The organism is Fibrella aquatica (assembly GCF_041321135.1).
Lineage (GTDB): Bacteria > Bacteroidota > Bacteroidia > Cytophagales > Spirosomataceae > Fibrella > Fibrella aquatica.
The window spans coordinates 58,904-78,995 of sequence record NZ_JBGGWF010000008.1; the positions used below are offsets into that span (position 1 = coordinate 58,904).

Annotated in this window: 9 protein-coding genes; 1 reads left to right on the forward strand and 8 read right to left on the reverse strand. The window is 51.2% G+C overall.

What is annotated here, in order from left to right; genetic code table 11:
- Window positions 1–86 precede the first annotated feature (86 nt).
- The 7 genes from sufD to ACAW87_RS17820 all read right to left on the reverse strand — a co-directional run bounded on the left by sufD (window position 87) and on the right by ACAW87_RS17820 (window position 15,267).
- Window positions 87–1,409 (reverse strand): Fe-S cluster assembly protein SufD, encoded by a 1,323-nt coding sequence (gene sufD / locus ACAW87_RS17790; RefSeq protein WP_370724988.1) that lies wholly within the window; start codon window positions 1,407–1,409, stop codon window positions 87–89.
- 105 nt (window positions 1,410–1,514) lie between these two features.
- On the reverse strand, window positions 1,515–2,270 hold the full coding sequence (gene sufC / locus ACAW87_RS17795; RefSeq protein WP_370724989.1) for a Fe-S cluster assembly ATPase SufC: 756 nt from the start codon (window positions 2,268–2,270) through the stop codon (window positions 1,515–1,517).
- A 183-nt stretch (window positions 2,271–2,453) separates the two neighbouring features.
- Window positions 2,454–5,180, reverse strand: coding sequence for an SdrD B-like domain-containing protein (locus ACAW87_RS17800; RefSeq protein WP_370724990.1), 2,727 nt, complete (start codon window positions 5,178–5,180; stop codon window positions 2,454–2,456).
- Window positions 5,181–5,704: 524 nt separating this feature from the next.
- The gene (locus ACAW87_RS17805) at window positions 5,705–6,928 is read right to left on the reverse strand and encodes an ATP-grasp domain-containing protein (RefSeq protein WP_370724991.1); all 1,224 of its coding nucleotides are present in this window, start codon (window positions 6,926–6,928) and stop codon (window positions 5,705–5,707) included.
- A 199-nt stretch (window positions 6,929–7,127) separates the two neighbouring features.
- The gene (locus tag ACAW87_RS17810; protein WP_370724992.1) at window positions 7,128–8,399 is read right to left on the reverse strand and encodes a replication-associated recombination protein A; all 1,272 of its coding nucleotides are present in this window, start codon (window positions 8,397–8,399) and stop codon (window positions 7,128–7,130) included.
- A gap of 179 nt (window positions 8,400–8,578) precedes the next feature.
- A complete protein-coding gene (locus tag ACAW87_RS17815) occupies window positions 8,579–14,497 on the reverse strand; it encodes a putative Ig domain-containing protein (protein WP_370724993.1) in 5,919 nt (1,972 codons plus the stop codon).
- A gap of 371 nt (window positions 14,498–14,868) precedes the next feature.
- Complete coding sequence (locus ACAW87_RS17820) at window positions 14,869–15,267, reverse strand: helix-turn-helix domain-containing protein (RefSeq protein ID WP_370724994.1); 399 nt, start codon at window positions 15,265–15,267, stop codon at window positions 14,869–14,871.
- 95 nt (window positions 15,268–15,362) lie between these two features.
- On the opposite strand from ACAW87_RS17820, the gene ACAW87_RS17825 reads away from it, so the two are divergent.
- Window positions 15,363–17,051, forward strand: a complete 1,689-nt coding sequence (locus ACAW87_RS17825) for a helix-turn-helix transcriptional regulator (RefSeq protein ID WP_370724995.1) — start codon at window positions 15,363–15,365, stop codon at window positions 17,049–17,051.
- A 106-nt stretch (window positions 17,052–17,157) separates the two neighbouring features.
- On the opposite strand, the gene ACAW87_RS17830 is transcribed toward ACAW87_RS17825, so the two are convergent.
- Window positions 17,158–20,022 carry an alpha-amylase family glycosyl hydrolase gene (locus tag ACAW87_RS17830; RefSeq protein ID WP_370724996.1) on the reverse strand — a complete coding sequence of 955 codons (2,865 nt, stop codon included), beginning with the start codon at window positions 20,020–20,022 and terminating at the stop codon, window positions 17,158–17,160.
- Between the last annotated feature and the right edge of the window lie 70 nt (window positions 20,023–20,092).

The window sequence follows — 20,092 nt, forward strand, 5'->3', positions numbered from 1 at the left end:
CCAGCCCTTTTTTACTAGCAATACATTTCATGTAAAAGGGCTGCTACAAATCTATAGCAGCCCTTTTACATGGAATGTATACGCACCTACAAAGCCAGCTTTTCGCGGATGATACCTTCGAGGTATTCGCGGATAGGCTGGATTTTGATGTTACTGACCACTTCCTCGGCGAAGGCGTAGAGCAACAGCGTCCGGGCGGCATCTTTCGGAATACCGCGCGATTGCAGGTAGAACAACGCTTCTTCGTTCATCTTGCCGGTGGTGGTTCCGTGCGAACACTTCACATCGTCGGCGTAGATTTCCAGCTGTGGTTTCGTGTTCATGGTAGCATCGGGCGAGAGCACCACATTTTTACACGACTGGTAAGCATTTGTCTTTTGTGCGTCGGGGCGAACGTAGATCTTGCCGTTGAAAACACCGGTGCCTCTGTCGTCCAGAATGCCTTTGTACAGTTCGTTGCTGTAGCAATTCGGCATGGCGTGGTCGACCAGCGTGTGGTTATCAACGTGCTGTTTGCCGTTTGGCATGTACAGACCATACATGAAGGCTTCGCAGTGTTGACCGTTCAAGACAATGTTCAGGTCGTTGCGCACGAAGCCGCCGTTCAGCGTGATCGTGGCGTTGTAGTAATGGCTGTTATCGGCCTGGCTAACCTGGGTACGTCCGATGTGGTAAGCGCGTTCCGAGTCGTTCTGAATCCGGTAGTGCTCTACCCGCGCTTCGGCGGCTACAACCACTTCAGTTACCACATTGGTGAAGCAAGCCCCATCGCCCAGTGTCCGGTACGATTCCGCTACTTTCACCTCGGCATTACGGCCCACCACAATCAGGTTGCGGGGCTGAATGGCCACATTTGCCTGACGGGTATCGGCAATAAAGCGCAGAATGACCGGCTCTTCAACCACCTTATTGTCGGGAATGCGAATAAACACACCGTCTTGTGCAAAGGCCGTATTCAGGGCTGTGAAAGCACTATCCTGAAAGTCGGCATAGCGGCTGAAGTGCAGACCAATGGTTTCGGCATCGGTCTGTTGGGCCTCCGCAAAACTTTTGATTTGCAGGTGTGTAGGCGGGCTAACAATTTGCGATAGGTCGGCGCGGTAATTTCCGTTGACGAAATAAAGAATGTTGCCCTCCAGATTTGGAATCTGTAGCGCATTCATATCGTCGGCTGTGAGAGCGGTACCTTTATCAAAGGCATACTGCTCACCGATCATGGTTTTCACGTTCGAGTATTTCCACTCCTCGTGCCGGATCGTGGGGAAACCCAGGGTCTCGAACGTTTGCAGGGCTGATCGACGTACCTGATGAAGGGCTGATTTACTGGCGCCGTTCATGCGTTCCTCACCCTCACGGAAAGCCGTAATGAGCTGGTCTTTGAAAGACGTATATTCTTGATTTGGAGTCATCTCTTAAGAGAGTTAAGAAGTAAGAGTTAAGAAGTAAGAGTTGGCTCTGCCAGATTCAGCATGCTGTACTAAGCAAAGCAACTCTTCATTCTTAATTCTTAACTCTTAATTGATTTCAACTTCGGCTTTGATCCAGTCATAGCCTTTTTCTTCGAGTTCGTAGGCCAGCTCTTTGGTGCCTGATTTTACGATACGGCCTTTGTAAAGTACGTGAACGTAGTCGGGCACGATATAGTCGAGAAGACGTTGGTAGTGAGTAACAACGATGGCTGACCGGTCTGGAGAGCGCAGTTTATTTACGCCTTCGGCTACGATGCGGAGGGCGTCGATATCAAGCCCCGAATCTGTTTCATCAAGAATAGCCAGTTTCGGTTCGAGCATGGCCATCTGAAAAATTTCATTCCGCTTTTTCTCACCGCCCGAGAAACCTTCGTTCAGCGACCGGCTGAGGAGCGATTGGTCGATGTTGACAAACTTCATGCGCTCCTTCATCAGCTTCAGAAACTGAACAGCATCGAGTGGGTCCAGACCGCGGTACTTACGAATTTCATTCAGGGCTGTTTTCAGGAAGTTCGTGGTGCTCACACCTGGAATTTCGATGGGATACTGAAAGGCCAGAAAGATGCCTTCTGCCGCCCGCACTTCTGCCGACATATCCAGTAGATCTTTACCGTCGAAGTCAACGCTGCCACCGGTGACTTCGTAATCTTCTCGCCCTGCCAAAACAGAGGCCAATGTACTTTTACCCGAACCGTTTGGTCCCATGATGGCGTGCACTTCACCCGGCTTGATTTCCAGGTTAATGCCTTTCAGGATTTGCTTATCGCCAATGGAGGCCTGTAAGTTACTGATGGATAGCATATTATCTTATATGTGTCAGCTAAAATGAAGGGGCAAAGGTACGCTTTTAGCCCCAATGTGTCTGTATGGCTAACAAACAAATGCCCGTAAAAGTTGAGTGCCGAAAAAGCATATCGCTACGTAAAAAAGCCTTCTGCCAGGCGGCAGAAGGCTTTTTTACGTAGCATAGACTATGCGTCGGAGTTAGTTAATCTTCCGAATCATAATCGGTACACAGGCAGGGGCCGGGCAAATACAGGCCGCTGGGTCGAGCGTTACTGAAACTGTGCTGGTGCAGATACCATCCGTTCCGTAGAGGCGAATCTGGTACGTTACCCGTTGCGTTGGGTTGGCCAGATTCGTGAACGTAAAGGCCGTACCTGTCACCGTTGTTGCTGTAGCAAAGTCAGGTACGTTGGCCGCGTCGGGTGCTGAAATGCTCACCCTCACCGTGTTTTGCAAGCCGGTTAGGGCAATGCTGGCGTCGTTGTTGGCGGTGGCTCCGTTGCAGGTTGCCCGCGTAGCAATCACGTTGGCGGCCTGTACCGTTGGCGCAGGCGTTACCGTTACGGTGGTTACGATGCTGGCTGAACAACCCGTGCCCAGTGTACATACTGCGGTATACGACGTGGTTTGCAGCGGTGTTACTTCCAGGATAGCCCCTGTTGTTCCGGTCGACCATGCTACGGTGCCTTCGCAACCGCTGAGGCTCAACACAGCCGTTGATTCCTGACAAATGGTTGGGCTGTTGACCGTCAGTACAGGTGTTGGGTTTACTGTTACGGTGGTTGATCCTATTGCCGTACAACCTGTTTCGGTGTTGATGGCCGTCACTGTATATACGGTCGTTACGGCCGGTGTAACCGAGATCGCCTGCGTTGTTTCAGCCGTTGACCAGAGGTAGCTGTAGGTTGTGCCACCGGTGGCGGTTGCGGTCAGTACTACGGTGTTGCCCGCGCATATGGTCTGACTTGGCGCAATGCCAATGGCTACTGTGGTCGCTGGGTTTACCGTTACCGTAGCCGTGGCCGTGGTTGAACAACCGTCGCTGTTGGTTACTACCACTGAATACGACGTGGTAGCTATTGGCGAAACTTCTACCGATTGCGTAGAACCTGTTCCGGCTGGGAGCCAGGCGTAGGTGAAGCCTGTTCCACCGGCGGCGCTGGCCGTTAGCGTAGTCGACGTGCCGAAACAGATGGTCTGACTGGCTACGGTGGCGGTTACCGCTGGGTTTACCGTCACGGTAGCTGATGTTACGGTCGAGCAACCATCGCTGTTGGTTACCGTTACGCTATACGTGGTGGTGACTGATGGCGAAACCACCACAGATTGTGTTGATCCCGTACCCACTGGCGACCAGGCATACGTGAAGCCCGTTCCCCCCGCTACAGTAGCTGTCAGCGTGGTTGAGGTTTCGTCACAGATGGTAGCACTGGCTACGGTAGCTGTTACTGCCGGGTTCACCGTTACCGTGGCCGATGCCGTACCGGTACAGCCGCTGCTGTTGGCCACAATAACGCTGTAGGCTGTGGTGGCCGTTGGTGAAACGATCAACTCACCCGTTGTATTGATGGTGCCGTTGCTGAAGGTGTATGACGTACCACCCGTGGCAACAAGTGTGGCGCTGGTGCCGTCGCAAATGGTGGCGCTGCTGAGTGTAGCCGTTACCGATGGATTCACCGTGATAATGGCCGTGGCAGAAGCCGGACAGGCATCGGCGGCGGTTGGTGTACAGGTTACTGAATAAGTGGTGGTAACAACTGGTGAAACCGTGATGCTCGTGGTCGTTGCACTCGTGCTCCAGGCTAACGTACCCACGCAGTTATTGGCCGTAAGCAGTGCCGATTCGCCCACGCAAATGGCCGAAACCGACGACGCAATGGTCAGGTTGGGAACCGAGCCGTTATAAATGATAATCGGGCAGCAGCTACCGGCCTGGCAATTGCTGCCTACGGTGGTCGATGTGTAGCTATACGTACCAGCGGTCACAATGGTCAGGCTGTTACCCGTGCCAACCGATACGCCATCGCGGAACCATTCCACGTTGGTCAGGTTAGCCGACAGGCTGGTGACGTAGGTGTCGCCCTGACATAGTTTAACCGGTACCGTTACGCAGCTACTGGCTATGTTATTGCGGGGTGTACCATCGGCCGACGCCGCTGTAACCCCGGCCACATTCGTTATCACTCCATCGCTGATAGCCCGCACCGTGACCGAATAGCCGGTTGAAGCACCAGCTGCCAGTGTACCCAGGTTCCAGGTAATCTGCACCTGTCCTGAGCCCAGCAACGCGGTAGTGCCAGCAGGTGACGACGACACATATTCTACACCCATATCCAGCGTATCGCGGATGATGACGCCCGTGGCCGTACTGGCCCCCACGTTGTTGACGCTGATGCTACAGGAAACGGTTTGGCCCAGGGTAACGCTGAAGCTATTACTGGTGTTGGTCAATACCAGATCAGGATCGCCGGCGGCGTAACCGAAGCCAAAGTTATTGGCCAACGTACCTGTGGGGCTACTCTGCGCCACAATAACGGCGGTGCTGCCGATCAGACTGGCATCGCTGTCGGCAAATTCATCGGCACCCTGATTGGCCAACACCAATCTACGATCGCTGGGCGCGTTGCTGGCATTGATCCGAATGTCGTAGCTGGTACTGGCCAGAATGGTAGAGGTAAACGAGAACAGACCCGTCGCGGTGGTCTGCGTTGTTTCGCGCAGTACCCCATCGCTGGTATACAGACTAACCTGAATGCCGGGAATACCCACTTCCTCTGCATCAAAGATGTTGTTCTGGTTGTCGTCGCGGAATACGTAGTTACCCGGTGGGGTAGGGCCGGCTAAAGCGTGTGAGCCGTAGCTCAGTAACCCTAGCAGCAGAAGCAGGCAGTAGGGCCAGCGAATCGAAAATGTAGCGGTTTTCATCAAAATAAACGGTTTTTGTACGGAGAAAGAAGGTATATACACGGTTGGAAATGGAGCGGTTGAGAGCCTAAAGCATAGGTTGATAAGAATTAGCCTTGAAAGCATCGTTGGCAAGCCCTGCGGAGTCTGTCCAGCAGGAATTGCCGACGATGACTGCTTCGTGAATTCTGCCGGGGTTTCTAAAAACCGTGCCAGAAATAGGCGTTGGTGCGTTTCTACTGACCGAAAGAATCAATGAGGTCCGGTAGATTGCTGAGTTGATAATTGAATAAACTTCATACATATGTTGATATTTATAAAAGTTTGGCAAATTTTTCCTTTAGGTTCGCTAGGCTATATGTGGAGGAAAAAGGTGCTGTGAATCAATAAAAAAAGCGTAGCCCCCGCTCCAGACGGGTTGCTACGCTTCTAGCTGCAAAAAGCAGACTATTAATCTATGAACTAAGAATAGTAATGTGTTTTTATTAAAAAATGAAAATGTATTTATATCATGAAAAATTGCTCTCCCTTGACCCTGGATGGACTTAATTTGTCGGCTTGTCAGCCACCGGCATAGAGGCATGAACGCTACCCTGAATGCGCACGATATAATCGTCGAGCAGGGTACGTATCTGTTCCGGTGAGTTGGCCTGAAGAATAAAGCCAATATGGTGTTCGCGGTTCATGCGCCACACAATTTCGGGGTCAGTAAAGGCCGATGTATCCGGCTGAGCCTCGTTAGCAAGCGAGGCGATCAATCCGGCATGCCGACCTGTATCTGCCGGAGGGGTGTAGGGTTCGTTTCGGGCGGCGGCGGTTTCGAGTCGAGCCCACTCCGCCCACAGGTTTACACCCGATGCGGCTTCCACCATTTCGGCAATATGGGCGCCGCCCACTCGCGATGCGGTTTCCAAAAAGTAGAGTTCACCATCATGATTTCCGCGAATATATTCAGAATGTGACGCACTGTTTCGCATGCCAAAAGCGGCCATGACGGCATCATTTATGGCCGTCAGATCGGCTACCAACGCACTATCGAGGGGGAGGGTTTGAGTACGGAATACACCGCCACCATGGGCTACTTCCATGGGTGTGGCCAGGTATTCACTGGCTCGGGTGAACACTGCTTTTGTTTCGTACGAAAGGGCATCGACGTGGAAAACGGTACCGGGCTTGAACTCTTCGATCAGAAACTGATGCCGATTATCACCCAGACTATGCACAACCTGCCAGGCCTCATCGAGCGAATGCACTTTTCGAATCCCCGTAGTCGAGGCCTCAGAGCGCGGTTTGATGAGCCAGGGACCCTCGCTTTCGCGTAGGTACGTTGTTAACTGATCATCGTTAAAGAGTGAGCTGAATCGGGGTACGCGAATACCTTCGGCACTGGCCCGCATACGCATCGCCAGTTTATCGCGAAAGAAACGGGCGGTAGTTTGTCCCATGCCTGGCAGCCGGAAGGTTTCGCGCACCAATGCGCCTTTTTCTACATCAAAGTCATCCAGCGAAATCACTCGATCGATATGCCGCGACCGCATGGTGTGGGCCAGCCCCAGTAACATGGTATCGTGGTTTTGGCTATCGTTGCTCTCAGAAGGCAGATAAAAGATTTCATCGATCGACTCGTGGGGCCATGCTTTGTTGCGGAGACGTTCTTCTGTGAGCAGATAAACGGTGTGGCCAAGTGCTTTACTGGCCTGCATAAAGGCTTCGCCCTTGAAAAAAGTGGCAATGCACAGAAACGAAAGGGGGAAGTGGGTAGGGGTCATGGGGTGTTGAACGGGTTGAAGAAGTGCGTGTCGCGAGTTATGGAGTTGGAATTTACCCGAAAACTCACACACAACGGTTAATCTGCCCGATCAAAGTTGTTCAACGGCCATATTTTCAGTCTTCTGTCCTTTGTTCTCTGCTAAGGCACGCATTGTGCCTTAGCAGAGAACAAAGGACAGAAGACTGAAGACTATTTTTTCAATACCCGTACCACTCGCCCCACCAGGCTTTCAGGCTGCGAAGAATATCCTGTTCACGCGGGTTTTGGCCGGGATCATACAGCTTATGGCCTTCCAGTTCGTCGGGCAGGTAGTTTTGCTGGCTAAAATTGCCGTTGTAGTTGTGCGCATACTGATAGTCGTTACCGTAGCCCAATTGTTTCATCAGTTTGGTCGGTGCATTACGAAGGTGTAACGGTACCGGTAAGTGCGCCGTTTTTTCGGCCAGTGCCATCGCCTCGTTTATCGCCACATAGCTGGCGTTGCTTTTGGGCGAGGTAGCCAGATACACCGCCACCTGCGACAGAATGATTCGCCCTTCGGGCATGCCGATCACACGAATGGCTTGCATGGCTTCGGTGGCCATAATCAGCGCCGTTGGGTTAGCATTACCAATATCCTCCGACGCCATAATCAGCATCCGGCGGGCTATAAACACGGGGTCTTCGCCACCCACCAGCATCCGGGCCATCCAGTATAAAGCCGCGTTAGGGTCTGAACCGCGCAGTGATTTGATGAAGGCCGAAACGATGTCGTAATGCTGCTCGCCTGATTTATCGTACCGGGCAATGTTCTGTTGGGCCACACTCGTCACGTAATCGTCAGTGACTACCAACTCGTCGGCCGACACGTGGTTGGTCACCACCAGTTCGAGCAGATTCAGCAGCTTTCGGCCATCACCGCCCGAGAGCCGGAGCAGGGCGTCGTATTCGGCCATACGTACCTGGTGTTGTTTTAGGTACGTGTCGGTAGTCAGCGCCCGATCAACAAGCTTAACAAGGTCGTTGCGGTCGAGGGCTTCCAGTACGTAGACCTGGCAGCGGGAGAGGAGCGCTCCGTTTACCTCGAACGACGGGTTTTCGGTGGTCGCTCCAATCAAGGTTATCTGACCTTTCTCAACCGCTCCCAGCAAGGCATCCTGCTGGCTTTTATTGAACCGGTGAATCTCGTCGATGAACACCACCGGCGGAAACAATCCGGCTGGTCGAGCCAAAATGTCACGCACTTCTTTAACGCCTGCGCTCACGGCACTCAACGCTACAAACGGCCGCTTCACGGCTTCGGCCAGCAGCAGTGCGAGCGTTGTTTTTCCTACGCCCGGCGGCCCCCATAAAATCATGGAAGGCAGACGGCCCGAGGCCACTGCCCGTCGTAATGACCCCGCCGGACCAATCAACTTCGATTGGCCAATGACATCATCGAGTGTTCGTGGACGAATGCGTTCGGGGAGGGGCGTTGAGGAGGTGTTCATATCACAAAGCTACGAAAACCGTGAAGGGCAATTCTCATGCACACCCGACGCTTGTCATGCTGTAGTTGCTAAAGACCATCGCGGGTTGGTTTAACAAGAAAGCCCGGCTTCATCATGAGCCGGGCTTTACCGTAACTACTTATCTAGCATTAAATTCTTGACAGTCAGCGGTCGCATCTTTATGGCCTGCCGCGTTTAACAACACGTACCAGCAAGGGAACACATTTAGCTGGTGGACAGCTACAGGTGGTTGCGGGAAGCGTCACTACCACATCGGTGAAGCAGCCACCGGCCGAGAAGATACGCACGGTATACTGGTCACCCTGTGCGCTAAGCGGGTTGGTCAGGCCATTCGCCAGAACACTACCCACGCTGGTAGGTAAGCTTCTGTTGGTGGTATATAAGGGGGCCGCCGCCGTAAATGAACTACCCTTTACAATGTTGTAGCTGAGGCCGGCCAGTGCCGTTCCCGACAACACGATCTGGGCATCATTGTTTGCCACAGCTGCCGTTTGGCTGTTGCAGGTCGCTACCACCAAAGTCAGCGAAGGAGCTACTGGGGTGGGCAGCTCTCTAACGATGATGGGGCAACACGACCCATCGGAGCAGGTGCTGATTCCCTGTTTGGTAGCCTCTACGCTGTATTCTCCCGCCTGAGTAGCCACATAGCTGGTTGCCGAACTGCTCTGTACTACGGTGCTGGTGGCAGAACCCGGGGCGGTGTAACGCCATTGGTAGTTGGCGTAGCCCAGGGGGGCACTTAGTTCGAAAGCGTAATCGCTACCCTGACAGGCGGTGAAGGGCACCGATACGCAAGTGGTCGCTATAGTGCTACACCCCGCCTGGTTGGTCACTGTCACTGTAAAGGTGTGTACCCCGGCTGGCAGGTTAGTAGCAGTCACGATGGCGGCGTTGTTGGTAACCAGCGAAATACCTGCCGGTGCGTTCCATAGGTAGGTGACTCCCCCGGAAGGTATCACACTGGCGGTGAGCGTAGCCGATTGCCCTTCTGCAATGGTGGTGCTGTTAGCTGAAGCCACCACTGCGGGGTAAACGCAAGCTGTGCAACTGGCTGGCGTGGTGTAGGTGGTGCTGGCAGATAACGTACCTAATACGGCATTGACCAGTTGAACGGCCGGTCCGTTGCTAAGTCCACTCAGGCTGAAATTGGCTGAGGTCTGCCCTGCCGTTACAGAGATGACGGATACGATAGTTCCTTTGTCGGTGATGGTCAGCGATCCTGCCGGACTATTGGTGAGCGATACGGTGCCGGTGGCCGTGTACCGATCGGTAGCGGGGTTACAAACGGGCGTATTTACCGTCACGGCCATTGCCCGTTGCGTAACGGGGTCGATCTGGAAGGTCGTAAAGGCTACGGCAGCCGAACAGCTTTTGGCATCGGTGACCCTGATGGTAACGGGGAAGTTTCCGCTAGCGGTAGGTGTACCTGACAGTACACCCGTTGTTGGTGATAAGGTTATCCCTGCTGGCAACGTACCTGCCGATACCGTGAAGCTGACCGGTAGCGTGCCCCCTATAGCGATAATCGTCCGGCTGTAGGGTTGGCCAACTTGTCCGTTTGGCAGGCTGGTTGTTGTCAGGCCGATTGTGCAAAGGGTGCAGGCAGCGGGTGCGGTATAGATCGCGTTGTCGGTGCCGCACCCGGCCAGATTAGCCACGACCGTGTGCGAGCCACTGCCCGAGGTGAGCCCGGTGAGGAAATAAACCACTGCAGTCGTCGAGGCTGTGACGGCCACAGTGGTGGACTTAGTGCCATCGGTGACAACCAGATTGCCCGCCACGGGGTTGGTTAACCCAACCGTACCGCTCAGGCTGTACTGGTTGGTAGCGCTGTTACACGTACCCGGTGTCACAAGCAGATCCAGCGAACAAACTGGCAGGGCCGATGTGACGATGGTGAAGGACTGCACATCGGTACACGATTTGGCATCGGTGACCTTAATGGTGAAGGTAGTGGTGGCCGCTGCCGTTGGCGTACCGGTAATTGCACCCGTAGTTGGGTTGAGCGTCAGCCCCGCTGGTAACGTACCTGCCGACACCGTGTAGGCGTAGGGCGTAGTACCTCCCGAGGTGACTAGGGTGCGGCTGTAGGCGGTGCCTACCTGTCCGTTGGGCAGTGTGCTGGTGGTCAGGGTAGTAGTACAAACCGTGCAGGAGGCCGGTGCTACGTAGGCAATAAAGTCTGTACCGCAACCCGTCAGGCTTGAGGTGATGGTATGACTAGCCCCATTAGAGGTAAAGCCTGTCAAGGTATAAGCCACTGACGTAGCCCCCGTCGTTACGGCCACGGTTGTCGAGCTAGCACCATCGGTGATGGTCAACGTACCGGCCACGGCATTCGTAAAGCTCACTGTTCCACTGATGCTGTATTGGTTTGTGGCTGAGTTACAACTCCCCGGCGTCACCACGATGTTCTGGGCGCAGACCGCGGCCACCGTACAACTGGTTGGAGCCAGGTAGGTAGTGCTGGCCGACAGACCGTTCAGTGTAGCAATGACCGTATGACTGGCCACGTTGCTAATTCCCGACACCGAGAAGCCAGCCGTTGTCTGCCCAGCTGTCACCGAAACCGTACTGATGGTAGCCCCGTTGTCGGTGATGGTCAACGTACCCGCCGTGGCGTTGGTGAGCGATACGGTGCCTGTAGTGTTATAGTTGTTGGTCGCGCTGTTACAGACCGGTGTACCCACGGCCACCGCGATGGCAGGTGGAGCAACCGTGCAGGCAGCAGGTGCGGTGTAGGTCACGTTATCGGAGCCGCACCCGGCCAGATTAGCCACGACCGTGTGCGAGCCACTGCCCGATGTCAGGCCCGTTAGCGAGTAGGTCACCGAAGTGGTACTGGCCGTAATGGTCAGGGTGGTTGAACGCATGCCATCTGTGACGACCAGATTGCCCGCCACGGGGTTGGTCAATCCTACCGTACCGCTCAGGCTGTACTGATTGGTAGCGCTGTTACACGTACCCGGTGTCACAAGCAGATCCAGCGAACAAACTGGCAGGGCCGATGTGACGATGGTGAAGGACTGCACATCGGTACACGATTTGGCGTCGGTGACCTTGATGGTGAAGGTAGTGGTGGCCGCTGCCGTTGGCGTACCGGTAATTGCACCCGTAGTTGGGTTGAGCGTCAGCCCCGCTGGTAACGTACCTGCCGACACCGTGTAGGCGTAGGGCGTAGTGCCACCGGTGGTGGTCAATGTCTGGTTATAATTCGTACCAACCTGACCGCCAGGCAAGCTTGTTGTGGTTAGAGTAGTAGTACAAACCGTGCAGGAGGCGGGCACGATGTAGGTGGTTGTGGCCGAGAGCGAGCTGATGGCAGCTACGATAGTGCGGGTGGCCGGTCCGTTGCTGACTCCACTAACAGTGAAAGTAGCTGAGGTCTGTCCCGCGGTGATGGCAATGGTGGTTAGGCTGGTGCCGTTGTTAGTAATGGTCAGCGTGCCGGCCGTGGCATTAGTCAGCGATACAGTGCCGGTGGCGGTGTATTGATTGGTGGCTGAATTACAAACGGGTGTGGTTACCACAACGGCCAGTTGAACGGGTGCTACCGTACAGCTTGCGGGGGCCGAATAAGTAGCCGCCGCCGTTCCACAGCCGGGTAGGCTTACAATTACCGTGTGCGAACCTGTACCCGACAATAATCCGGGTAATGTGTATGGAACCGAGGTTGCCGATGCGGCAACAGAAACTGTTGTTGATACGGCGCCGTCGGTGATGGTCGCAATACCACCTGCTGTATTATTGGCCAGGCTGATTGTACCCGAGGCTGTGTATTGATTGGTTGCCGATGCACACAGGCCGGCCGTGGCGGTGGCTGTAAGTGAGCAAGGCGCTGTGCCATACCCGACATCGAACGTATGGTCATTGGCACCGAAATCTGCCGTCGAAAACGAGATCACGCCGGTTGTTGGCGCGTCTGAGTCGATGTTATCTGCACTCGCATTAGGCGTCACCAGTGACTTTCCGCTATTGGTCGTTGGGAACTTGAGCGTGTAAGCGGTTTTTGCTGTTAGTGCTGCTAGGCCATAAAGGGCACTGGCTGTATTGGTACCGCTAGCCGACGAGAAGTAGTAATTGCCGGAAGCATCGGTAGTGGCCGTGGCGATCAACGTACCTGTGCCGGTACAGAGCGAAACACTTACGCCGGCAATGCCTGTTTCGCCAGCATCCTGAATACCATCGCTGTCCTGATCATTCCAGACCCGGTTACCGATTTCGATGGGAGCATTATTACATAGCACTTCCAGGTCACCTAAGCCATTGGCCTTACCAAATAACCAGGGCTGTTGACCAAACGAAGGGTCAATAAACACAACGTAAGACTGATCAAATTCACCCGTGGTATTATTGAAGCGATACGTTCCACCTGCAAAGTAGTTGGCTGCGGGGTCAGAAACTTGAACGGCCACCTGGCCTCTTCCAGGCACTAGAGCAGCTCCGCCAGCAACAACTTCCTCGTGGACCCCATTCTCGTCGTCTCCCACATAAAATTCGCCGGAAGGACTTGTGTATCCTGTGGCGGTAGGTGTGCCCGGACCTTGTCCGTTGCCCGCCCCGGCAGTTGTAATGCCGCCTGAAGAACCATTTTTTTCTAATGTGTAAACCCCTGCCACTAATGAAGCCCTCAACAGGTCTCCAGCTGCAATGCCATAGTAAAGATTTTTATCAGAAGTACTGGGTTGAAAGTTCGCTGTGCCTGTTTGGTGTCCGAGTCGATCATTTAATACCATGATCAGAGACTCATCAGTATCAAAAAGCAGATCAGCAAACATAGGCTGGGGTTCAGCGAGAGCCTTTAAACCAGAAGAGCTGGTAAACCCGAATACATTACTGAAGGTGTCTTCCCAGGGATTCCATTTATTCCCGTAAAGATTACCCCCTTCTTTAAAAGCTGCCCCTTTCGTGTAGTTCAACGGGTAAGACAGGATACTCGTCAAGGTTGCGCCATCCAGCCTGTATACAGTAGCCTTCATATCGGTATCAACCTTCGATGTGGCAGCATCACAAACTGCACCTACGTATAATTTCCCCCGATGATAAGTCAGGGCAAATGGCCGGGCATTGCCGCCAGTGCAGGCACTTGGTACAGCAATACCGGAACCGACCAGTGTTTTTGTAGCAAGGTCAACGGTATAGATTTTTGAGTCGTTTAGATTTACGAAAAACAACTTGCTGTTGTCATCAGAGACGTCAACATCGCCCAAACCAACTTTACCAACAAGTGAGAAAACTTCGGTATCGTGCGAAGCGGCAAGGTCTGAGGTGGTAGCGGGAAGTGGCAACGCACGAGTAGCTATCGTTGGCATTAAAGCCATACCTACATCTACACCCAGCGTGGTTACATCTAACCAAAGCGAAGGGGTGCCGCTGGCAGGTATTTTGTAAATCGCACCCAAGTCCTCTTTTCCATCGCTATTGTTGTCTTTCAATGGAATGTGCCTTTTCAAAAAGGCCCCTGCATAAATCGTTTTGTTTGTTCTGTCGTATCCAATCCCATAAACTGAGCCAATCTGATTGGCAACTGCAATAGTTGAATGACTTGGTGAGTGAGCCACGCCTGCCGATGAGTAAGCATATTCAACCAATACATCGTTCACCCCGGCAGCATTGTTACCTACATAACACGAGGTTACCAACAAGGGGTCTGCAATTCCGCAATAGTCTGCGGGATAGTTAACCGCCAGATTTTGTGTTGCGGCAGATGGAAACATGACCGTTGTACCGCCCGATGAGCCATTTGAGGCAAAGGTGTAGTCATCAGGCATAAGAAACTCAAGTCGCATCTGACCCAGCGTGCCTCCCGTGATTGCGTAACCACCTGTGCCATTGGTGGCAGTGCCGCTTCCTGTGTAGGTAACGGTGAGTAGTGAACCATCTGATTTTGTGGCTATAACTCGTACGCCAGACATGCCCACTTCATTAAATGTGGTCGTATTGTCTTTTACTCCGTTGATGTTGAAATCCTTGAATACCGTACCAGTAACCTGGCCAAAACTGGAATGAGTGAGAAGGAGACCAAACAGGCTCAGCAGCGCTGAACACAATAGGTTAAAGAAGTAGTTGTTACGCATGGCTAGTCTGATATCGTAGTACAGATTTGCATTGACCTTTCACGATAGGAAATAATCGGGATAGATTAATGTTAACCTGTACTGTCCAAGAGATATGCCTGATCACTTATCCAAAATGATTATAAATGTATCCAATGTATTATTGATCCTTTTAAAAGATCAATAAATGCCAACATTGAGCTCATTTTGGATGAACAACTACTGTTTATTACGATCGATTATAGAAGTATACGTACAAATGATGCAAGATGTCTGCTTTCATCAATTATGGTACCAGCCAACAGTTTTATAGAGAAAAAATAATCATTTATATGCGTATTGCTTATGAAATATGTCGAATGTGCTGAATATATAGCTTAACTGAAGCAATGTTACTGTCTTTCTCTTTTATCGCTGTATAGTGTTGCTGTTTTATAGTGCGATGCGGTCTGTCCGGTATGGTTAAAAAAGGCTTTGGCGAAACTTTGTGATCGCATGAAAGCCACCTTGTATGCAATTTGTTCTATATTATATTTGTTATCTTTTAATAATTCTTTAGCGAATTCGATTCGCACATGGCTATAATACTGGTGAACACTCGTTCCGAATATCTTAATAAATGTATTTCTGAATTTCGACGTGCTCATGTTGGCCTTCTTCGCTAATTCTTTACTGGTTGGCGTTGGAATTGATAAATCCTGCATGATACTGTTATGGACTTCGATGATCTTCTGGTAGTCAACTACCAGTAGGCCGACTGGGCAGTTGGGTAAAGTGGGGTAAAAGCTCATTTCTTGAGTAAACGTGTTTATTGTGGTACGTGCTTGGTACGTGTGGTCAAAGTTGGATTGAACATATGAGAATGTCGAAAAAAAGCAGGTTACAAATGGCTATCATAGATTACCGTGTATATATGATACTCATTTGCTTGATAGTAGTTTCTATCTTGTTAGGGAGCTGGTTATGGGAGAAAAAGGTTGTTAGCGTAGAGCTACGCCGTTATTGTAAGGAGAAAGAAGACGTCGTAAGAGCCTATGCCCGGACTGATTCTGCCCGAGTGTTATCGATTTGTAGGGAGCTTGAAAAAAAGTATCCGGACGAAAATTTTGCGCTTTGTACTGCTTACTTATGGCAAGCGGACGTCTATAAATACTGGGGCGTTGATTCCCTTTTTATTCTATATGCTAACAAGGCAATGGAATTAGCCCGGAAGAATTATTTTCAACGGGAAGAGGCACTTGCCCTTCTACAGCTGCAAGAATCAGCACAAGACTCAGAAAAAGCATTAATCTACCTGCAACAAGCTACGATCTTACAAAAAGAAAATTCGTTTAATGATCCTTATTTTCAGTACAGATTAAATTATGATTATGCCTATTATTACTATTCATTGTCAAAAATTGTACTGGCGACGAATTATTTTAATAAAGCCCTAACTGTATGTAGAATCAATAAACTATATTTTGAAGAAGCCAGTTGTCTGAACGGCATGAGCGCAGTTCTTAATGATCAAAAAAAATATATATCTGCATTATTAAAAATAAATAGAGCCATTTTAATATGTTTAAAATATTGTCCTGTTGAATGTGGAGACCATTATTATCAAAAAGGAGTTACGCTAAGTGAAATTAAAAAATTTGATCAGGCTGAAATAGCAGTAATGAAAGCCGATAGTTTTTATAAGAAGCACCCGCACCCATTTAACCCTGGTATTGTTGATGTTCTTTTAAGTGTTATATACAGAAATAAAAAAGATATTATAAAGGATCGAAAATATAGTCTTTCTTTTCTTGAAAAGTCTAAATTTATATCAACAAAGATGTGGGCTTATAATAACTTATCAGAGCACTATTCTTCCGTAAAAAACTACACCGAAGCGCTGGCGCTTAAGGATCGTTTGTTACAGTTGAAAGACAGTGTGTATTCAGATGATATATTGCAAATGGCGGCTGATAAACGGACACAACTTGAACTGCATCAGCAAACTGTAGAATTTGACAAAAACAAAACTCGCTATCACTCCATCTTAATTATTACCTGTTTGTTACTCATCGGCGCAACATTATTGATCGTGCAAATCCGCCGTACAAATCGGTTATCAGATCAGTTGACAGTAGCAGAACAGCAAAGGTTGCAGCAACAGGTAGACTTTAAAGAAAGGCAACTAGCTACAAGTGCACTTCATCTGAGCCAGCATGCGTCTACCATGAATACAATTAGACATGAGATAGAGAAATTGAGCAGCAACGTACCTGTCGATGTAAAAGGACAACTCAGAGCTATACTGAAGTCTATCTCAAATGATGCAAGTGTCGAAGACGATTGGAGCAAATTTAAGCTGCACTTTGAAGGCGTTTCCCCTCAGTTTTTTGAAAAACTACGCGAACGAGCACCAAACCTGACGGATCTTGACCTGAAGCAGTGTGCCTATCTGAAAATGAATATGACACCGAAACAAGTTGCCCAGCTATTGGCCATCACACCCAAAGGTGTCACTCTTTCCCGGGTCAGAATTAAAAAGAAACTACAGCTTGATGAACATATGCAGCTAAGTGCTTTTCTAGCTGATATTTAAGTAATAATCCATTTTTTTGCTTACCCCAAAAAGAATCCCTGACCATTGGCCAGGGATTCTTTTTGGGTTGACGGTAATAAAAGTGAACAGATCGAAAAGGTTCTGCTTACTCTTTCAGCAGTTTACGTACCTGAGCACCTTCGGTGGTTTGTACGTTCAGGAAGTACAAGCCGGCAGGCAGTGCTTTCAGGCTGACCGACTGGCGGAGGGTTTGCGCCGTTTTCTGCACCGTCAGCGTTTGCTGGGTACGTCCCGACACGTTGCTGACAGACACCGTTACCGGCCCCCGATAAGCGCTTTCCCAATCCAGCGTGGCCATGTCGGCGGTGGGGTTGGGCGACACAGTTAGGTTAAACAGCGGTTCGGTTGCCAGTACAACGGGGGCGGGTGGTACCAAATTCCAGGGTACAATATTGGCCTCGGGCGTGGGTAGTTTGGTCGTGGTCAATACATGCCATTGACCGGGCTGCATGGTCAGGGCCGTACTCGCCGTGGCATCGACCGACTGGCCGGTGAAATAATCGTACCACACGCCTGTTTTGGGCAGATCGAGCAACACGGTGCTGGCCTGCACATCGAAATTGCCGATGATCACGGCGGGCTGGGTAGCGTGGTTCAGCACCAGACGCTTCACCGGCTGGTTGACCATAAACGTATAATCAGTGGTCTGAAAAGCCGGTTGCGATAGCTTTAACTTGATCAACTCCTGATAAACACGCAGTAGCTTGGCCCGATTAGGGTCGGCGGCATATTCCCAGCGGACTGGTTTGGCAGCGGTGCGGCAGTCGTTGCTGTAGTTTCCGTCGGGACAGCGGTTGATGCCTAAATCGTAGCCCAATTCGCCAAACTGCCAGATCAGTTTAGGACCGGGAACAGGTATGAACAGGGCCGCCGCCAGCTTGGCGCGTTCCAGGGCCGTAGCCACGTCTTTAGTGTTATACGTACCCGACGTGGTGCCGTTCTGAATCAGATCAAAGATCATTCGTTCTTCGTCGTGGCTTTCCAGATAACCCACAACATTCGGGTTGTTCCAGCCGCGCAGTTTGTACGAGATCCAGTCGAAATTATCGTCGCGGCCATTCACAGTGCCACGGGCGGCGTAGCGGTAATTGTAGTTGTGATTACCCCAGAATAGCATGCCATAATTGGCCAGTTCTTTCTCTTCGTCGTTGTCGGCAAAATGCTCTAGCATCACATAGGCCGATTTGTCGTACACCCGAATCTGGTCATAGATCCGTTTCCAGATGGCCACACGGCTGGCGTCGTAATTACCCCATGCGCCCACATTGTTCGGATTACTCTTCTGCGTGAATCCTTTCGAGAGGTCGAACCGAAAACCGTCCATCTTGTACTCCTGCAGCCAGTACTGATTAACCCGCTGCACCAGCGCCTGTGTGGCCGGGCTTTCGTGGTTGAAATCAAAAAAGACGCTAAACGGGTGCGTAGCCTGTTGGTTGAAAAACGGACTATCGGCCGAGGGACGATCACCAGCCCAGTACATTTTTACGTACGGAAATTCATAGTCGGCCTGGTTCAGCACCATATCCAGAATGACAGCGATACCGTTTTCGTGGCATTTATCAATAAATGCTTTCAGGTCATTTTTTGACCCATAGGCTTTGTCGGGCGCGAAGTAGTAGATGGGATTATACCCCCACGAATCGTTACCGGCGAATTCCATGACAGGCATAAGCTCGATGGCGTTGATGCCCAGTTTTTTCAGGTACGTTAGCGAATCACCCACGTTTTTGTACTGGCGCGAAGCCGTGAAATCGCGTACCAGCATCTCGTACACCACCATGTTTTTGGCGTCGGGGCGGGTAAAGTTGGCCACCTTCCAGGGGTAGGCTGTTTGTCCGGTTTGCAACACCGATACAATTTGCCCCTGCGCTTTGGTCGGAAATGCTTTCAGACCTGTATACGTGGTGCTCAGGAACGAGTCGTTATTGCGGTCCAGAATTTTGTCGCAATAGGGGTCGCCGGTGGCAACCTGGCCATCAACAAAGTATTGAAAAGCGAGTTCCTGTCCGGCGGTAAGTCCCGTAAGGGTGAGCCAATAGCGCTCTCCGTCGGGGGTGCGGTTCATGAGCGAGGCGGGGTCGGGCGTCCAGTCGTTTTTCTCACTTAATACCAGCACAAACGATTTCCGGGGGGCGTACAGCACCAATGTAGCACTGGTCGGGTCGGTGGCGCTGTAGTTGATGCCATCGCGTAGCCCGGCAGGAAGGGAGGCAATGGTTGGGGTAGGTTTTACATAAAGCAGAAACGAATCGGCGGTGGCTTCAGTCGCTGTTTGGGCTGTAACCACCACCTTACGAATTACGTTGGAATTGGTTCCGGTGGATACGTTCGCTACGAGCGAATCGGCGTTGGTAGCCGAAGCCGATAATACGCCATTGACACGTAACGCCAGCGTAGCCTTTTCCGAGACATTGGCCCGCACCGGAACGGTAGTATTTGGTTCGACCAGCAAAAAGCGGGCGGTTGGTCGGGCAAACGAAATGGTTAGTTTAGCCTCGTAAATCGGCGTGAAAAAATCTTCGGTTTGGGCCGTTCCTGCGCCGTTTTTGATCACCATACCCAGCCGTCGAATGGGTACGTTGGCCGGTACATTGTAATAGGTGCGGGGCATAAGCTTGATCTGCCAGCGATCATTACCCAGCGACGTCATGGTGCCTGGGGTGTATGGAGCGTTGAAATTGGTTTGACCCGTTGGGCCAAATTCAAAGGCATTGCCTGTTTCTGTTCGTCCGGCCCCCGACCAGAAGTAGATGTCGTTTGTTTTGCCGCGTAATCCGGCAGCACGGCCATCTTTTGCCTGCTTTAAGTCAATGATAATAGTTACATCCTGATCGGCTGTAGGGAAGGTAGGTAGGGTTGTAACCAGTTGAGCGTAAGCGGAAGAGAGGCTGGCAAAGCACAGGGTGAAAAGCAGAAGTCTCTTAGTTTGTTGATAAAATTTGGTACACATACGTTGTATTTTTGGATTATCAAAGGTAACAAACGGCGGTGGCTGTTTAAAATTCTCGCATCTGGAACCG